General features: G+C 59.5%; 15 protein-coding genes and 1 pseudogene. 9 read left to right on the forward strand and 7 right to left on the reverse strand.

The window, feature by feature from the left end; translation table 11 throughout:
* A partial coding sequence (locus AC1DH9_RS04855; protein WP_477807871.1) for an efflux RND transporter permease subunit occupies positions 1-339 on the reverse strand: 339 nt, incomplete at its 3' end.
* On the reverse strand, positions 336-1,505 hold the full coding sequence (locus tag AC1DH9_RS04860) for an efflux RND transporter periplasmic adaptor subunit (protein WP_427546934.1): 1,170 nt from the start codon (positions 1,503-1,505) through the stop codon (positions 336-338). The genes AC1DH9_RS04855 and AC1DH9_RS04860, both read right to left, overlap by 4 nt.
* Before the next feature lie 479 nt (positions 1,506-1,984).
* On the opposite strand from AC1DH9_RS04860, the gene AC1DH9_RS04865 reads away from it, so the two are divergent.
* Positions 1,985-2,230 carry a hypothetical protein gene (locus tag AC1DH9_RS04865; protein ID WP_054595725.1) on the forward strand — a complete coding sequence of 82 codons (246 nt, stop codon included), beginning with the start codon at positions 1,985-1,987 and terminating at the stop codon, positions 2,228-2,230.
* Positions 2,231-2,253: 23 nt separating this feature from the next.
* On the opposite strand, the gene AC1DH9_RS04870 is transcribed toward AC1DH9_RS04865, so the two are convergent.
* The 4 genes from AC1DH9_RS04870 to norR form a co-directional block, all read right to left on the reverse strand.
* A complete protein-coding gene (locus AC1DH9_RS04870; RefSeq protein ID WP_427546937.1) occupies positions 2,254-3,003 on the reverse strand; it encodes a YkgJ family cysteine cluster protein in 750 nt (249 codons plus the stop codon).
* Between the two features lie 254 nt (positions 3,004-3,257).
* Complete coding sequence (locus tag AC1DH9_RS04875; RefSeq protein ID WP_427546940.1) at positions 3,258-3,740, reverse strand: GNAT family N-acetyltransferase; 483 nt, start codon at positions 3,738-3,740, stop codon at positions 3,258-3,260.
* A 3-nt stretch (positions 3,741-3,743) separates the two neighbouring features.
* Positions 3,744-4,652 (reverse strand): chemotaxis protein CheW, encoded by a 909-nt coding sequence (locus tag AC1DH9_RS04880; RefSeq protein WP_477807872.1) that lies wholly within the window; start codon positions 4,650-4,652, stop codon positions 3,744-3,746.
* Between the two features lie 217 nt (positions 4,653-4,869).
* Positions 4,870-6,426: a nitric oxide reductase transcriptional regulator NorR gene (gene norR / locus AC1DH9_RS04885; protein WP_477807873.1), complete on the reverse strand. Its 1,557-nt coding sequence runs from the start codon at positions 6,424-6,426 to the stop codon at positions 4,870-4,872.
* Between the two features lie 158 nt (positions 6,427-6,584).
* On the opposite strand from norR, the gene hmpA reads away from it, so the two are divergent.
* The 7 genes from hmpA (at position 6,585) to cyoE (ending at position 14,223) form a co-directional block, all read left to right on the forward strand.
* Positions 6,585-7,766: an NO-inducible flavohemoprotein gene (hmpA, locus tag AC1DH9_RS04890; RefSeq protein ID WP_427542969.1), complete on the forward strand. Its 1,182-nt coding sequence runs from the start codon at positions 6,585-6,587 to the stop codon at positions 7,764-7,766.
* 285 nt (positions 7,767-8,051) lie between these two features.
* Positions 8,052-8,561, forward strand: a complete 510-nt coding sequence (locus AC1DH9_RS04895) for a disulfide bond formation protein B (RefSeq protein ID WP_427542972.1) — start codon at positions 8,052-8,054, stop codon at positions 8,559-8,561.
* An 815-nt stretch (positions 8,562-9,376) separates the two neighbouring features.
* Positions 9,377-10,321 carry a ubiquinol oxidase subunit II gene (cyoA, locus tag AC1DH9_RS04900; RefSeq protein WP_019693536.1) on the forward strand — a complete coding sequence of 315 codons (945 nt, stop codon included), beginning with the start codon at positions 9,377-9,379 and terminating at the stop codon, positions 10,319-10,321.
* A gap of 3 nt (positions 10,322-10,324) precedes the next feature.
* On the forward strand, positions 10,325-12,355 hold the full coding sequence (cyoB, locus tag AC1DH9_RS04905) for a cytochrome o ubiquinol oxidase subunit I (protein WP_477807874.1): 2,031 nt from the start codon (positions 10,325-10,327) through the stop codon (positions 12,353-12,355).
* 3 nt (positions 12,356-12,358) lie between these two features.
* Complete coding sequence (locus tag AC1DH9_RS04910; RefSeq protein WP_477807875.1) at positions 12,359-12,985, forward strand: cytochrome o ubiquinol oxidase subunit III; 627 nt, start codon at positions 12,359-12,361, stop codon at positions 12,983-12,985.
* A complete protein-coding gene (gene cyoD, locus AC1DH9_RS04915) occupies positions 12,986-13,324 on the forward strand; it encodes a cytochrome o ubiquinol oxidase subunit IV (protein ID WP_427542978.1) in 339 nt (112 codons plus the stop codon). It begins immediately after the preceding gene.
* Positions 13,325-13,335: 11 nt separating this feature from the next.
* On the forward strand, positions 13,336-14,223 hold the full coding sequence (gene cyoE / locus AC1DH9_RS04920) for a heme o synthase (protein WP_347928970.1): 888 nt from the start codon (positions 13,336-13,338) through the stop codon (positions 14,221-14,223).
* 924 nt (positions 14,224-15,147) lie between these two features.
* On the opposite strand, the gene AC1DH9_RS04925 is transcribed toward cyoE, so the two are convergent.
* On the reverse strand, positions 15,148-15,426 hold the full coding sequence (locus AC1DH9_RS04925) for a DUF3077 domain-containing protein (RefSeq protein WP_427542981.1): 279 nt from the start codon (positions 15,424-15,426) through the stop codon (positions 15,148-15,150).
* Between the two features lie 545 nt (positions 15,427-15,971).
* On the opposite strand from AC1DH9_RS04925, the pseudogene AC1DH9_RS04930 reads away from it, so the two are divergent.
* Positions 15,972-16,509, forward strand: a pseudogene (locus AC1DH9_RS04930) (RHS repeat domain-containing protein); the annotation flags it as partial.

Here is a 16,509-nt window from a genome sequence, read left to right on the forward strand (position 1 = left end):
CTGAACTTCCTGCGCGGCAGTGTCGATGCTTTTGTTGAGGGTGAATTGCAGGGTCAGGTTGGTCGAACCCAAGGCGCTGCTGGAGGTCATCTGGGTCATGCCGGGGATGGCGCTGAATTGCACCTCCAACGGTGTCGCCACCGACGAAGCCATGGTGTCGGGGCTGGCGCCGGGCAACTGCGCGGCGACCTGAATGGTCGGGAACTCGGCTTCCGGCAACGGGGCGACGGGCAGGCGCGGGAAGGCGATCAGGCCCAGCAGCACCAGGGCGAAGGTCAGCAGTGCCGTGGCGACCGGGTGGTCGATGCACCAGGCCGAAATGCCGCCATGGACTTTCATGGCTGTTGCTCCGCCGCAGTGCTTTGTGTGAGCGCTGGCGGCTCGCCGAGAATCTGCACGCTGGCCCCTGGCTTGAGCCGCGACTGACCATCGCTGACCAGCACATCACCGGCCTTAACCCCTGTGATGATGTTCAGCCCGCTGTCCTGATAGACCATTTGCACCGGAACCGATTCGACCTTGTCGCCGTTGACCCGGTAAACGAAATGCTGATCCAGCCCGCGCTGGACCACGGACGGCGGCACCACCAGCGCATGCTTGTCGACGGCGGTCTGGATCTTGAGGGTCACCAGTTGCCCGGGCCAGAGTTTTTGCCTGGCGTTGCTGAATTCGGCCTTGGCGCGAATGGTCCCGGTGTTGGCATTGATCTGGTTGTCGATGAGCATCAGGTGGCCTTCGCCGAGCAAGTCACCGGTCTGGCCATTGGTGTCGGCACCGAGGTAGGCATTCACGTCTGCAGGCGGGGTTGCGCTGATCAGCCGTTGCAGGGTTGGCAACATTTGCTGCGGCAGGGCGAACTCGACGGCAATCGGGTCGATCTGGGTGACCGAAAACAACCCTTGGGTATCGCTCATGCGCAGGAAGTTGCCTTCATCCACGGTGCGAATACCGACGCGACCCGTCACCGGCGAGCGAATCTGTGTGTAGGAGAGCTGCACCTGCGCCGCATCGATGGCCGCCTGATTGCCCTGCGCGGTGGCTTTCAACTGATTGACCAGGGCTTGTTGCTGGTCGTAGGTTTGTTTGGAGACGCCGTCATCGACACTCAGCAATTTGTAGCGTTTGAGGTTAACCTCGGCGACCTGCAACTGCGCCTGGTTTTCAGCCAGTTGCGCACGGGCCTGATCGAGGCTGGCGCGGATCGAGCGATCATCGATGGTCGCCAGCAGATCGCCGGCCTTCACCAGCTGACCCTCCTTGACCAGCAGCCGGGTGAGGATGCCATCGACCTGCGGACGAATAACCACACTGTGCAACGACAGCACCGAGCCAATCGCGCTGACATAGCGCGGCACGTCGCGTTCGACGACGCTGACCACCCGCACCGGAATCGCGGTGGGGGCCGCGAGTTTGCTCGTCGCCGGTTTGAGCGCAACGCCAATGGCCACGGCAGTGACCGTCACCAGCAGCGCGGCGATCAGCAGTTTTTTTCCTGGAATGGGCATGAGCATCGAACGCCGGGGCAAAAAGACGGGAAATAATGGCCTAGGGGGCGTTCTCAATTAGTTTCCCCACCGCGTTGTCGCCTTAAAGCGGGCCAGGCAAGGCGCAGGCCGCTGGGAATGGTTGTTCCCTTTCCAAGGCCTGCAACGCAGCCTGGCCCGCTTTAAGGCACAACCCGAAGGGCCGGGCCTGCTGTTGTGCAGGGCTGCGTTGCTCGAAGCTTATTTGGAATGACCAAACCACGCTTCTCGCGCCTTGCCCTGCACAACAGCAGACCCGGCGCGGCGGGGAAACTAATTGAGAACGCCCCCTAGTTATAGTCCTTCGTTGCGGTCAGCAGGGTGACGGCTAACTGACAGGGCTGTCAGCAAAGGTGACCATTCATGCACCGGGAGGTTAAAGATCACGGGCGCGCAGGTATACTGCCGGCCTTTCGCGGCCCACCCATCGGGCCCGACTCACTGTAACACCCGGAGCATTCATGACTTCCCCGATACAAGCGCCTGCTGCTGACGAACAGGCTGACCTGCCAGACAGCGTCGACTCCAGCGCCGACAGYGAAACCAAAGCCGTCATCCCGGCCTTCAAGTTCCCGTTCAAACCGGGCGAGTTGGCCTCCGCCAAAAACGCCAGTCAGCCGTGGTACAAGAACGGCGCCAAGAATGGCCACACCAAGGTCCCGGGCGCAGCGCCTCCTGGCACCCGTCGCTCGATGGGCAAGCGCTGAGTCGTCCCTCTCGGTTATAAATCTCAGGCCGCGCGCAACGAGATAAACGCATAGTTCAGCGGCTCGGCCGTGACCACGTGCGCGCCAGCGGCCTGCACTTGCTCAGCAATGTCGTTGCCTGACACGTGGAACAGCCATTCACCGACCGAACCGAGCAACGGCGCTGCCTGAACCTGATCAATCGCCGAGGCAAACGCCGCCATGTCCGGCAGGTAGGCGGTAAATCCGTCACCCTTGAGCGCTGTGGTGCGAATTCCCAGACGCTCGCAAATCGCCTCCTTGGCCTGAACATCGTCGCGGTCTGCCTGACGCGAGCGCTGGATCAGGTCGGCCAATGCCTGATCAACCAACTGACCGCCGACGATCAACGCAGGACCTTGCTCCCACGATTCGGGCGGGCAGTCCTTGGCGGTCGGTGTCAGCGGGATGTGCGGATTGATTTCCATCGGGTAGATGCGGCACACCAGCGGCCGGCGCTCGTAGATGCGGCAGAGGTTGTCTTCGTCAAGATTCCGGCAGCGACCGGCGTTGTACGCGGCAAAGGTAATCGCTACATGGGCCTGGGTCGCGCCGCTGGGCACCACCACGGAACGGCGTTCGGCGTGCTCGCGTTGCAAGGCCGGAAGGCCCAGGCCATTGCCGAGAAAACCTTCCACCAGCACGATCACGGCTCCGCCGTCAGCCGCCCACATCCGGGCCTCGGCGAGGGTCAGGGGCACATGGTGGTCGGTGCAGCACTTGCCGCAACCTACGCAGGAAAACGTCGTATTCATTAGGCGACCGGTCACATTCCAGAGGCGTCAGCGATGGCGGAAAACCACCGCGAGGGAGGGTGCCAAAGCAAGTTGTGCGCCAGTCGCTGGCCCTTGGGTGTGTGTTGGTCAAGGGCTGAGTATGCATGATCGTTTGATGTTGCCAGTGCGGAGCTCATCGCGAGCAGGCTCGCTCCCACAGTGGTTTTCGTTTTACACAGAATTTGCGTTCAATGAGATCAAATGTGGGAGCGAGCCTGCTCGCGATAGCGGTCTCAGTCTGGAACCTGCTCGCGACGAACCACGCGCATTCCAGCGCTTTCATAGAGGCGCTGAGCCCGGTGGTTATCTTCCAGGACCTTGAGGTCAACAAACCCTTCGCGCCGCTGTTGAAACACACTGAACGCATGCAACAACAACGCTCGTCCCAAGCCTTGTCCCTGAGCCCGTGGATGCACTACCAGGTTCTTGATGTAGGCGCTGGTCCAGCACTGGGCCACGCCGACAATGCCGTGGGCATCCGAGGCGATAAAACACAGCGCCGGGTCATATTCCGCATCGCTTTCAAAGCGCTCGCGCCACACCTCCAGCGCCGGTACTCGACCGCCGCCGTGTTGATAACCCTGTTCCATCAACCCGTGAACCGCTTCGGCCAGTTCGGGGCGGTATTGCTTCAGCACTATGCCTGGAGGCCAGGCAATGACGGGCAACACCCCGGCGAGGTCGCGCCGCAGCAGCAGACAATACTCCTCAGCCAAGGCTCAATGACCTTGTTCTTGCTGCGCGACGGCTTTTGCGGCRGTGATCAGGCATTTGGTCAGCTCTGGCGAGGAGAACTTGGTCAGTACTGCATTCGCCCCGGCCAGACGGGCTTTTTCGCTGTTCATCGCACTGTCCAGCGAAGTGTGCAGCAGGATATAGAGGTGGGAAAAGTCCGGGGTTTCACGCAGGGTCCGGGTGAAGGCATAACCGTCCATCTCGGACATTTCGATGTCCGAGACAATCAGGTTGATCTGCTGTGCAGTGCCTTGCAGGTCCAGCAGGCAGTCGATGGCCTCCCTGGCGCTGCGTGCGGTGTGGCATTGCAGGCCGAGGTTGCGCAGGGTGTGTACCGATTGTTGCAGCGCCACCTGGCTGTCATCGACCACCAGAATGCGCGCGTTGCCCAATACTTCGGCGTCTTCCATGCTCAGCTCGGTCGGGGCCATTTCGATTTGCGCCGGGGCGATGCCGTGGATGACTTTTTCGATGTCGAGCACCTGCACCAGCGTACCGTCGACCGAGGTCACGCCGGTGATGTACGAACGCACGCCACCGGAGCCGTAGGGTGGCGGGCGGATGTCGGTGGTCAGGCAATGGACGATCTTGYTTACCGCCTGAACGTGCAGACCCTGTTTGGAACGGCTGACGTCGGTGACGATCAGGCAGCCCCCATCCGGGTCCACCAGCGGCCGCTCGCCGATCGCCCGGCTCAGGTCGATGACCGACAGCGAGGCACCGCGCAGGGTGGCGATGCCTTTGACGTGCGGGTGTGACTCCGGCAGCTTGGTCAGCGGCGGGCAGGGGATGATTTCGCTGACTTTCAGCAGGTTGATCGCCATCAGCTTGCCGCTGCGCAAGGTAAAGAGCAGAAGCGAAAGTGAATCTGCGCGGGCTTTGTTGGAGGACATAAAAACCTTCTGAGGAAAAAGGTGATGGGCGATTGTGGGATCGCCAGCAACTATTGATATCGGGTTATCGACTTGATGGGGGCAGGCTTTAGAAATTCGGGTGAACGGTATGACGTCTTCGCGAGCAGGCTCGCTCCCACAGTGGATATTCGTCGTACACAATATGTGTGTCTCATGAAGATCAAATGTGGGAGCGAGCCTGCTCGCGAAGGGGCCTTCATTTCATGCCCAACCGCTTGGCCATCCGCCCGAGGTTCGCCCGGTCCAAGCCTAGCTCACGGGCGGCGCTGGCCCAGTTGTTTTGATGGCGCTCAAGACAAGCGGTGATCATCTGGCGTTGATAGTTTTCGGTGGCCTGGCGCAGGTCACCGAACACTTCAACGGTGGGCGCCGGTTCAATGCTGGTTGGTGCTGGGGGTGTTTCGAGGGGCGTGTGGGGCAAGTCCAGATCCGCCGCGCTCAGGCTGAGAATCTTTGGCCGTTCCCGTGAGTTGCCCAGCGCTTTCAAGGCACTGCGACCAATCAAGTGTTCCAGTTCGCGGACGTTGCCCGGCCAGCTGTAGGCCAGCAATGCCGCTTGGGCGTCGCTGCTCAGGCGCAGGCTGTTGAGGCCCATCCGCGAGCGGTTCTGTTCGAGAAAGTAACCGCTGAGCAGCAACACATCCCGACCACGATCACGCAGCGCCGGCACCAGCAGCGGGTAGACGCTGAGGCGATGGTAGAAGTCGGCGCGGTAGCGGCCGCTGCGCACTTCTTCGGCCAGGTCACGGTTGGTCGCGGCGATCAGGCGCACGTCGACCTGATGCTCCTTGTCCGAGCCCAAGCGCTGTAACTGACCGCTTTGCAGCACACGGAGCAATTTGGCTTGCACCGCCAGTGACAACTCGCCCACTTCATCGAGAAACAGCGTGCCGCCATTGGCCAGTTCAAATTTGCCACGTCGGTCGTTCAGCGCCCCGGTGAAGGCGCCGCGCACATGGCCGAACAATTCGCTTTCCACCAGGGTGTCGGGCAGCGCGGCGCAGTTGAGGCTGATGATCGGTTTGTCGGCACGCGGTGACGCGGCGTGGATCGCCTGGGCCACCAGCTCTTTGCCGACCCCTGTTTCGCCAGTGATCAGCACCGTCAGGTCGCTGCCGCCAACCAGGTTGATCTCTTCCACCAAGCGCTTGTGCGCTTTGCTCTGGCCGATCATTTCGCGACTCTGCTGACCGCTGGCCTGGCGATAGACCTCGGCGCGCTGGTGTTCGTCCTCTGCGCGATTGGCCAGCCGTTCGATACGTTCGGCGGCGTTGACCGTGGCGGCGGCGAGGCTGGCAAAGGCTTGCAAGGCGTCCAGCTCGATCGGTTCGAAGCGCTCCGGGTCCAGCGCATCGAGGGTCAGCAAGCCCCACGGACGCTCGTCGATAAACAACGGGCAACCCATGCAGTCGTGGACTTCCAGGTGATCGCCATGACCGTCGACCAAACCGTCATAAGGGTCGGGCAAGGTGCTGTCGCTGGGGAAGCGCGTCGGCTCCGAGCGGCTGAGCAACGCTTCAAAGCGCGGGTGTTCGCTGACCTTGAAGCGCCGGCCGAGGGTGTCGGTGCTCAGGCCATCTACCRCCAACGGCACCAGCCATTCACCGTCGAGCCGCAGCAGGGCGGCGGCATCGCAGGGGAGCAGGGCGCGCATGGCTTCGAGCAGGCGCCGGTAGCGCTCGCCTTCGGGCAATTCGCGGGAAAGGTCGGAGACCAGTGGCAACAACGCGGTGAGCAAGGGTTTTGCAGTCATATTGACTCCATGTAGTCGAGGTGACTATAAATCCGCTTGTGTCGTTATGACTACATGTTTATTAAGTTATTAATTTATATGATTTTAATTGTTGGCACAGAAACTGATACGTCATGGGTAGAAAACTATAAACCCAGTCGTTCAGGAGTACCCCCTTAATGCTTAGCGCTCAAGACCGTGCCATCGTCAAATCCACCGTACCGCTGCTGGAAAGCGGCGGCGATGCCCTGATCACTCACTTCTACCGCATGATGCTTTCCGAGTACCCAGAGGTTCGCCCGCTGTTCAACCAGGCGCACCAGGCCAGCGGCGACCAGCCACGGGCCTTGGCGCGCGGGGTGCTGATGTACGCGCGGCACATCGATCAGCTCGACCAGTTGGGCGACCTGGTGGCCAAGATCATCAACAAGCACGTTGCCCTGCAAATCCTGCCGGAGCACTACCCGATTGTCGGCGCTTGCCTGCTGCGGGCGATTTCCGAAGTGCTGGGTGACGAGATCGCCACGCCCGAAGTGATGAGCGCCTGGGGCGCCGCCTACAACCAACTGGCCGACATTTTGATCGGCGCCGAAACCGCGATCTACGACCAGAAAGCCGCAGCGGTCGGCGGCTGGCGCGGGGCGCGGGAATTCAAGTTGGCCAAGCGCGTGGAAGAGAGCGCGGAAATCACCTCGTTCTACTTTGAACCGGCGGACAAGGGACCGATCCTCGCGGCAGAACCGGGTCAGTACATCGGCATGAAACTGATCCTCGACGGCGAAGAAATCCGCCGCAACTACTCGCTGTCGTCCCTGGGCGACAACGGTCAGTACCGGATCAGCGTCAAGCGCGAAGAGGGCGGTCGTGCCTCGAATTACCTGCACGACCAGTTTCCTGTCGGCTCGAGCATCCTGCTGTTCCCGCCTGCGGGCGAGTTCACCCTGACCGCCAGCGACAAACCGCTGGTGCTGATCAGCGGCGGCGTCGGTATCACGCCAACCCTGCCGATGCTGGAAGCGGCGCTGGCCACCGAGCGTCCGGTGCACTTTATCCACTGCGCGCGTAACGGTGGCGTGCACGCCTTCCGCGACTGGATCGACGGCCTGGCCGAGCGTCACCCGCAACTCAAGCGCTTCTACTGTTACGCCGAAGATGACGGCGTCAGCCCGGCGGCGGATAAGGTCGGGCTGTTGAGTCAGGAGCTGTTGGCCGACTGGTTGCCGCAAGAGCGCGACCTGGATGCCTACTTCCTCGGCCCGAAAGGCTTCATGGCCGCGATCAAGCGCCACCTCAAGGCCTTGGGTGTGCCGGAGAAACAGAGCCGCTACGAGTTCTTCGGCCCGGCTGCTGCGCTGGAATAACGGTTGCGGCGACTCGGGGGACCGAGTCGCCTTTATCGCGAGCAGGCTCGCTCCCACATTGGAGCTGAAGCGTACGCAAGATGTGTGTTCACATCGGCCCAGTGTGGGAGCGAGCCTGCTCGCGATGGCCACACCACGGTCCCGAATCTTGCAAAACACCCGAAAGTTAATCCCTTCTTAACCCGCTTATCGTCTATTCCCCTCATCCACTGGCATGCGCCGGCTCTCAAAGGTCAGGGCCAGCGTGTAGACTTGCGGGCAATAGATAGTCAGAAGGGAAACGCGATGAATGAGGAAATGATGCGGTTGGGCCGTGAGCGGCGCTTCCTGGTGCTGCTGGGCATCATCTGCCTGGCGCTGATCGGCGGCGCGCTCTACATGCAAGTGGTGCTGGGCGAGGCGCCATGCCCGCTGTGCATCCTGCAACGCTATGCGCTGTTGCTGATCGCGATCAGTGCCTTTATCGGTGCCGCCATGCACACCCGTCGCAGCATCACCGTATTTGAAGGGCTGGTGGTGATCTTCGCCCTCGCGGGCGCTGCAGCGGCCGGGCATCACGTCTATACGCAGTTTTACCCGGCGGTCAGTTGCGGCATCGATGTGCTGCAACCGATTGTCGACGGCTTGCCGCTGGCGAAAATCTTCCCGCTGGGTTTCCAGGTCGACGGCTTCTGCGAAACACCGTACCCGCCGATCCTCGGCCTGTCGCTGGCACAGTGGGCGCTGGTGGCCTTCGTGTTGACCGTCGTGCTGGTGCCACTGCTCATTTCGCGTAACCGCAAACACCTGAACTGAGGCTTCTCGCCGCAGCCACAGGCCTTGAATAAAGCGCCCCGGACCTCGAAAAGAGGCCGGGGCGCTTTGCGTTTCAGCGGGTCTGTCAAAGGATCGTGACGCGCGGCAAAGAAGGGTGCGACACGTGTGCGACATGTTGTCACAGCCAGGGTGTCGCAACTCATTTCAAAGTCGATTGTCGTCGCTGAAACTGACAGGGAATTTACCTTGCTGACGGGCCTTTCCGGAAGCCGGCAAACGCGGTGCAGCAGGCAGTTTTAACAGGCTCGGACGAATGGCTAAAGGCCTTGTGACAAGGGGGCTTGCGCGAGGTCGGCGATGCTTCGAGAGGGGCTGAAGCTGTCTGAACTGCGGACAGGAGCGCTGGTTTTTTCGGGGTTGTTGTTGAGAATCTGTCTCGATATCGTGGATAATCTTTGCAGATTTCGTTAATGATTGTTGCGGTATCCGATAAAAATTATTTCGAGTTGAGACATGGTTTATACAACGTTACATATCTACAATCGCCCGCACTGAAATTCCGGGGCGGCACTCTCCTTGGCACAAGGGGTGGTCGTGGGGCTGTAACGGGCTTCATTCGACGCCAGGTGTCGGCGCCTTTCAACTATCCGCACCAAATGGAATTGGTCTGTAACAAGGCCTTTGACCACGAATTCGAATAAGAACTCACTGCTAGCCCAGGATGTGTCGACCAGCGTTTAACGCGCGACGGGCAAGCCCTTATTCAATCCAAGAAAAATGCCAACCCTTGGCAGGGTGAAGTGTTGGCGATCAAAACCCAACTGCATTGCGCAAGCTGCTTTAGAGGTCGTGAGATGAGTAAAAACAGGTACCCCAGACTACTAGGCTTATTGCCGCTGCTCGGCACGCTGTTGCTGGGAGGCTGCAACATGACCCTGCTCGATCCCAAGGGCCAGGTCGGCCTGGACGAGCGCAACCTGATCATCACCGCAACGCTGCTGATGCTGTTGGTCGTGGTTCCGGTCATCGTCATGACCTTCCTGTTCGCCTGGAAATACCGCGCTTCCAACAAGGACGCCGTCTACACCCCGAAATGGTCGCACTCCACCAAGATTGAAATCGCGGTGTGGGCTGTTCCGGTGCTGATCATCATTGCCCTGGGTTACGTCACCTACAAGTCGACCCACGCGCTGGACCCTTACCGTCCGCTGGAATCCGACGTCAAGCCGATCACCATTCAAGTGGTCGCGATGGACTGGAAGTGGCTGTTCATCTACCCGGAACAAGGCATCGCCACCGTCAACAAGATGGTGTTCCCGGCCAACACGCCAGTTAACTTCAAGATCACCTCCGACACCGTGATGAACTCATTCTTCATTCCGGGCCTGGGCGGTCAGATCTACGCGATGGCGGGCATGGAAACCAAGTTGCACCTGATCGCCAATCAGAATGCCGAGTTTGACGGTATCTCCGCCAACTACAGCGGTGCTGGCTTCACTGGCATGAAATTCAAAGCAATCGCCACCTCTCAGGCAGATTTCGACGCCTGGGTCAGTGATGTCAAGAAGGCACCTAAACAGCTTGAAAAAGCTGAATACGAAGCCCTTTCCAAACCAAGCCAGAACAACCCGGTTGAACTCTACTCCTCGTACGCGCCGAACCTGTTCCAGACCATCATCGACAAGTATGAAGGCATGAAACCGGGCAAGCCGATGCACCACGAGAAGGAAGGGAAGGAAGTGGCCGGTATGGAAGGGATGGACATGAGTTCGCATTCAGCTGCCGGGGCAGAGGAGTAAACGATGTTTGGTAAATTAAGTTGGGAAGCGATCCCGTTCCACGAGCCGATCGTAATGGTGACCATCGCCATGATCGCGCTCGGCGGTCTGGCGGTATTTGCTGCAATCACCTACTTCAAGAAGTGGACCTATTTGTGGACCGAGTGGCTGACGTCGGTCGACCACAAGAAAATCGGCGTGATGTACATCATCGTTGCCATGATCATGCTGCTGCGTGGTTTTGCCGACGCCGTGATGATGCGCTCCCAGCTGGCCCTGGCCACTGAGGGTTCGCCTGGCTACCTGCCGCCTGAACACTATGACCAGATCTTCACCGCTCACGGTGTGATCATGATCATCTTCATGGCGATGCCATTCTTCACCGGCCTGATGAACCTTGCAGTGCCGCTGCAGATCGGCGCGCGTGACGTTGCCTACCCGTTCCTGAACTCCCTGAGCTTCTGGCTGCTGGTTTCCGGCGTGGTGCTGGTGAACGTGTCCCTGGGTGTCGGCGAATTCGCCCGTACCGGTTGGGTTGCGTATCCACCGCTGTCGGAACTGGGCTACAGCCCGGGCGTGGGTGTGGACTACTACATCTGGGCGCTACAGCTATCGGGTCTGGGGACGACATTGACGGGGGTCAACTTCCTGGCCACCGTGCTGAAAATGCGTACCCCGGGCATGAAAATGATGGACATGCCGATCTTCACCTGGACCTGCACCTGGGCCAACGTACTGATCGTCGCTTCCTTCCCGATCCTGACCGCTACCCTGGCACTGCTGACGCTTGACCGTTACATGGATTTCCACATTTTCACCAATGAACTTGGTGGCAATCCGATGATGTACGTCAACCTGTTCTGGGCCTGGGGTCACCCSGAGGTKTACATCCTGATTCTGCCGGCGTTCGGGATCTTCTCCGAAGTCATCTCGACCTTCTCCGGCAAGAAACTGTTCGGCCACCACTCGATGATCTACGCCAGCGGCGCGATCTCGATCCTTGGCTTCATGGTTTGGCTGCACCACTTTTTCACCATGGGTTCGGGTGCCAACGTCAACGCCTTCTTCGGTCTGGCGACGATGCTGATTTCGATCCCGACCGGGGTGAAGCTGTTCAACTGGCTGTTCACCATCTACCAGGGCCGTCTGCGTTTCACCAGCCAGGTAATGTGGACACTGGGCTTCATGGTGACCTTCGCCATCGGCGGCATGACCGGTGTACTGCTGGCCATCCCGGGTGCTGACTTCGTACTGCACAACAGCCTGTTCGTGATCGCGCACTTCCACAACGTGATCATCGGCGGCGCCGTGTTTGGCTACATCGCTGGCTTCGGCTTCTACTTCCCTAAAGCGTTCGGCTTCAAGCTGCACGAAGGTTGGGGCAAGGCAGCGTTCTGGTTCTGGATCTCGGGCTTCTTCGTCGCGTTCATGCCGCTCTATGTACTGGGCTTCATGGGCATGACCCGTCGTCTGAACGCCACCACCAACCCTGAGTGGACGCCATACCTGCACGTTGCAATGGTCGGTGCGGTACTGATCGCCTTCGGTATTGCCTGCCAGTTGATCCAGCTCTACGTGAGTATCCGTGATCGCAAGCTGCCGCAGAACATGTGCGAAGCCGGCGACCCGTGGAATGCCCACACGCTGGAATGGTCGACCTCGTCGCCACCACCGTTCTACAACTTCGCTGTACYGCCAAAAGCCGACGGTATCGACCCGTTCACCGAAGCCAAGGAAAACGGTACTGCGTACCAGGCTCCGGCCAAGTACGAGCCGATCCACATGCCAAACAACACCGCGACCGGCCTGGTCATGGGTGCTCTGTTGACCGTGTTCGGTTTCGCGATGATCTGGCACATCTGGTGGATGGCCATCTTTGGCCTGGCTGGCACCGTGATCTATTTCGTGATCCACGCTGCCCGTGATGATCAAGGCTACATGGTGCCGGTCGATGTGATCGAGCGCATTGAAGCCGAGCAGCACAAGCGTCTGGTTGCGGCCAAAGCGATTCCGGCCACCGCCACCCGTGTTGAAACCTCGTTGGAACAGGCTTAAACCATGTCGAACTTAGTGACCAATGTTGGACACGCCCATGGTCATGACCATGGGCACGATGACCATCACCACGACTCGGGCGAGATGACCGTATTCGGTTTCTGGCTCTACCTGATGACCGACTGCATTCTGTTTGCGTCGATCTTCGCGGTGTACGCGGTACTGGTAAACAACGTAGCCGGTGGCCCGTCGGGCCACGACATCTTCGAACTGCCGTACGTGCTGGGCGAAACCGCCTGCCTGTTGCTCAGCTCGATCACCTACGGCTTCGCCATGCTGGCGTTGTTCAAAGGCAAGAAGACTCAGGTGCTGGGCTGGTTGGCCATCACCTTCCTGTTCGGCCTGGGCTTCATCGGCATGGAGATCAACGAGTTCCATACGCTGATCTCCGAAGGCTTCGGTCCGAACCGTAKCGGCTTCCTGTCCGGGTTCTTCACCCTGGTCGGCACCCACGGTCTGCACGTGACCAGCGGTCTGATCTGGATGGCGATCATGATGTATCAGGTCCAGAAAAATGGCCTGACGGCGACCAACAAGACCCGTCTGAGCTGCCTGAGCCTGTTCTGGCACTTCCTGGACGTAGTGTGGATCTGCGTATTCACCGTTGTTTACCTGATGGGGACTCTGTAAATGGCTAACGCAGCTCACTCACACGATAGTCACGACGACAGCCACGGCAGCGTCAAGTCCTACGCTATCGGCTTCATCCTGTCGGTGATCCTGACCATCATTCCTTTCGGCCTGGTGATGTACCCATCCCTGCCGAAAGCCATGACCCTGTGGATCGTACTGGCCTTCGCAGTGATCCAGGTGCTGGTGCACCTGGTCTACTTCCTGCACCTGGACCGCTCCGCCGCCCAGCGTAACAACGTGATTGCGTTTGTTTTCGCGGCGCTGGTTATCGTCCTGTTGGTCGGTCTGTCGCTGTGGATCATGTTCAGCATCCATTCCGTCATGATGGCGCACTGAGGAAAGTCCGGATGTCCTTAAAGCACTTTATCCAAATCACCAAACCGGGGATCATTTTCGGTAACGTGCTTTCTGTGGCAGGCGGGTTTTTCCTGGCCTCGAAAGGGCATGTCGATCTGGCCATTTTCCTGGCTGCGATGATCGGCACGTCCCTGGTGGTCGCGTCGGGTTGCGTGTTCAACAACTGCATCGACCGTGACATCGACCTGAAGATGGAACGCACCAAGAACCGTGTGCTGGTGCAGGGCCTGATCTCCCTGAAACTGGCACTGGTTTATGCGACCGTCCTGGGTATCGCCGGCGTGGCCTTGCTGTATCGCGTGGCCAACCCGCTGGCGGCGTTGTTCGCGGTGATCGGCTTTGTCATCTATGTCGGCTTCTACAGCCTGTACCTCAAGCGCAAGTCGGTTCACGGCACGCTGGTGGGCAGTCTGTCGGGGGCGATGCCGCCGGTGATCGGCTATGTCGCAGTCAGCAATAACTTCGACATGGCGGCGCTGACGCTGCTGGTGATGTTCAGCTTGTGGCAGATGCCGCATTCCTACGCGATCGCGATCTTTCGCTTCAATGATTACCTGGCGGCATCGATTCCGGTGTTGCCGGTGAAGCGCGGGATTCAGGTGGCGAAGAAGCACATCCTGCTCTACATCCTGGCGTTCCTGGTGGCGACCTTGATGCTGACGTTCAGCGGTTACGCTGGCATGAGTTATCTTGCGGTTGCGGCGGCCATGGGCATGTACTGGTTGTACATGGCCTGGACGGGCTACAAGGCGGTGGATGACACGGTTTGGGCACGTAAGCTGTTCGTGTTTTCGATTTTCACCATCACGGCGTTGAGCGTGATGATGTCGCTGGACTTCAAGGTGCCGACCGAGTTGTTGCTGACTTACGCGCCTTAAGGTTTTGCGGTTGTACAAAAAGCCCCGCCTTCGAGAGAAGCGCGGGGCTTTTTATTGCCCCCGGATGTACCTGTAGAAGCTGGCCTGCCTGCGAAGGCGGCCGGACAGCCGACCTATCGCTTGCGGATGTACACAGTTCAACTGTGGGAGCGGGCTTGCTCGCGAAGGCGGCCTGAAAGCCGACCAATCTCCCGCAGATGTACACCCATCAAAACTGTGGGAGCTGGCTTGCCTGCGAAGGCGGCCTGACAGCCGGCCTATCTCTTGCGGATGTACTCAGTTCACCTGTGGGAGCGAGCCTGCTCGCGATGGCGGCCGGACAGCCGGCCAATGTCTTGCAGGTGTACATATCCATTCCTGCGGTAACGGCCACTTAGGGTTTCGCCTGACGGCGACTCACTTTTTTTACAAGCGCCTAAAAAAAGTAAGCAAAAAAACGCTCGCCCCAAGCGTACGGCACCTCGCCTAGGCTCGGCGTTCCCTCATTCCGGTGTCCATCAGGGGGCATCGCCTACGGTCTGCTTCGCGACGACCTCCTCTCGATGTGTCCGGCTGCGCCGTACGGCGCTACGCACCCACCCCCTGATGAACACCTCCACTCGGCCTCCCGAAGGGGCGGGTGGATCAAGATCAACAGCAAAGCACGGCGGCCTGACAGCCGGCCTGAGTGGTAAGAGCGAGAACGGTGTTAGATTGATCATTTGCGGACATACACAGATCAAAACTGTGGGAGCGAGCCTGCTCGCGATGGCGGCCTGATAGCCGACCTGTCTTTTGCAGATGTACACCAATCAAAACTGTGTGCGGGCTTGCTCGCGAAGGTCGCACCGCGGTGTATCAGGAAAATCGCTAATAGCCGTTTGAACTGATGACCAAACACCTGAAAAGCCCCTGCCTTCAAGAGAAGCCCGGGGCTTTTTCCATTCAATCGCGATTATTACCCGGCGCACCCAGCACCTTCACGACGTCATCGATCACCGCCTTACTCATCTCCTGCAAATAATGCGACGCCCAGGCATAACGGTCCTTGCCGCGTTCCATCGCCGCGTCTTCGGCCAGCAGTTTGGAGAGGTGGAGCAAGTCGGACACGTGGGACAAGGCTTCGTGGATCGAGACGCCGCTGTTGACGCGGAACAGGGCTTGGTCGGAGTGGATGGAGAAGGGCGTGAGGCCAGCGGTTGTCAGGTCTTTGAGGTTAGTCATTGGCAAATGCTCCTATATATCAAGAAGGGCTGCCACGTTCGTTCTCAGGCGAATGGGTGGCAGCTATGCGCAGGCTGAGAACCGGTATATAGGACCCGGCAGACCCGAAGGTCTCCCACGCACAGCCGCCATGACACGGAAATGCAGGCATAAAAAAACGCCGGCAATCGTGAAGTAGGGCGTTGGTGCGTCTCTATATTACCCGGGTTCTCAGGCCCGGTCGCTGATTGGGCAGCGACGGTCTGAAGCTAGCGTGCAGAGGATGAGCGGCACAATCGTAGCGATGTGCTGGCTCTGTATGGTTTTTTGTGGCTTGTGAGGCCGCTAATCGCCGCAGGGCACGTTCCTGCTGGTACGTCCCCAAAAATCCATCCGATGCCCAAAAACCAAATTCAGAACGGTCCTACATTCACCTGAACGTGTGGATTATTTGCCTCCAGAGACTGGGCTCAGTTAAGTCATCGCCGTACCTGTTACTTCTAACAGTATCGGCCAAACGCAAAATCGCTCACCCTTCAGGACGGTTCAAGCGGCGAGGGATTGCAATGGCCGGCGAGGCAACTCACGACACGGCCACACCGACATTGGCGGTCATGGACCAGCGCGGGTTGGCGATCCGCAGCGTGGGGTATTGTCGGCAGCGCGCCGAGCAAGCCATGGATACGCGGATTACCCGGCAGAGCTTCGATGTGGCAGGGCGGTTGATCGAGAGCTGGGACCCACGACTGTGGGGTGCTGCGCCGAAGCCGAACCTGACGACCGTCTATGGCTTGACGGGCCAGAGTCTGCTGACCGGCAGCGTCGATGCGGGTTGGCAGTTGAGCCTGTTGGACGAAACGGGCCAATCGCTGTCGAGCTGGGACAGTCGCGGCAGTCAGCGTCATATCGAATACGACGAGCAGCGGCGCCCAATTGCGATCACCGAGCAGGCCAGTGACGGCGCTCCCGGAATAGTCGAACGTCTGAGCTATGGCGACTCGGAGGCAGGAACCGCGGAACACAACCAGTGCGGACAAATCATCCGCCACGACGACCCTGCCGGCACTCAACGGTTCACCGATTATGGCCTCAATGGCCTGGCAC

The sequence above is a fragment of the Pseudomonas sp. 05T35 genome, assembly GCF_056396605.1.

What these genes read in the sequence shown, in the direction of transcription:
- AC1DH9_RS04860 (WP_427546934.1), bottom strand. Translation starts at nt 1,505, where the DNA reads ATGCCCATTCCAGGAAAAAAACTGCTGATCGCCGCGCTGCTGGTGACG.
- AC1DH9_RS04870 (WP_427546937.1), bottom strand. Translation starts at nt 3,003, where the DNA reads ATGAATACGACGTTTTCCTGCGTAGGTTGCGGCAAGTGCTGCACCGAC.
- hmpA (WP_427542969.1), top strand. Translation starts at nt 6,585, where the DNA reads ATGCTTAGCGCTCAAGACCGTGCCATCGTCAAATCCACCGTACCGCTG.
- AC1DH9_RS04895 (WP_427542972.1), top strand. Translation starts at nt 8,052, where the DNA reads ATGAATGAGGAAATGATGCGGTTGGGCCGTGAGCGGCGCTTCCTGGTG.
- cyoA (WP_019693536.1), top strand. Translation starts at nt 9,377, where the DNA reads ATGAGTAAAAACAGGTACCCCAGACTACTAGGCTTATTGCCGCTGCTC.
- cyoD (WP_427542978.1), top strand. Translation starts at nt 12,986, where the DNA reads ATGGCTAACGCAGCTCACTCACACGATAGTCACGACGACAGCCACGGC.
- cyoE (WP_347928970.1), top strand. Translation starts at nt 13,336, where the DNA reads ATGTCCTTAAAGCACTTTATCCAAATCACCAAACCGGGGATCATTTTC.
- AC1DH9_RS04925 (WP_427542981.1), bottom strand. Translation starts at nt 15,426, where the DNA reads ATGACTAACCTCAAAGACCTGACAACCGCTGGCCTCACGCCCTTCTCC.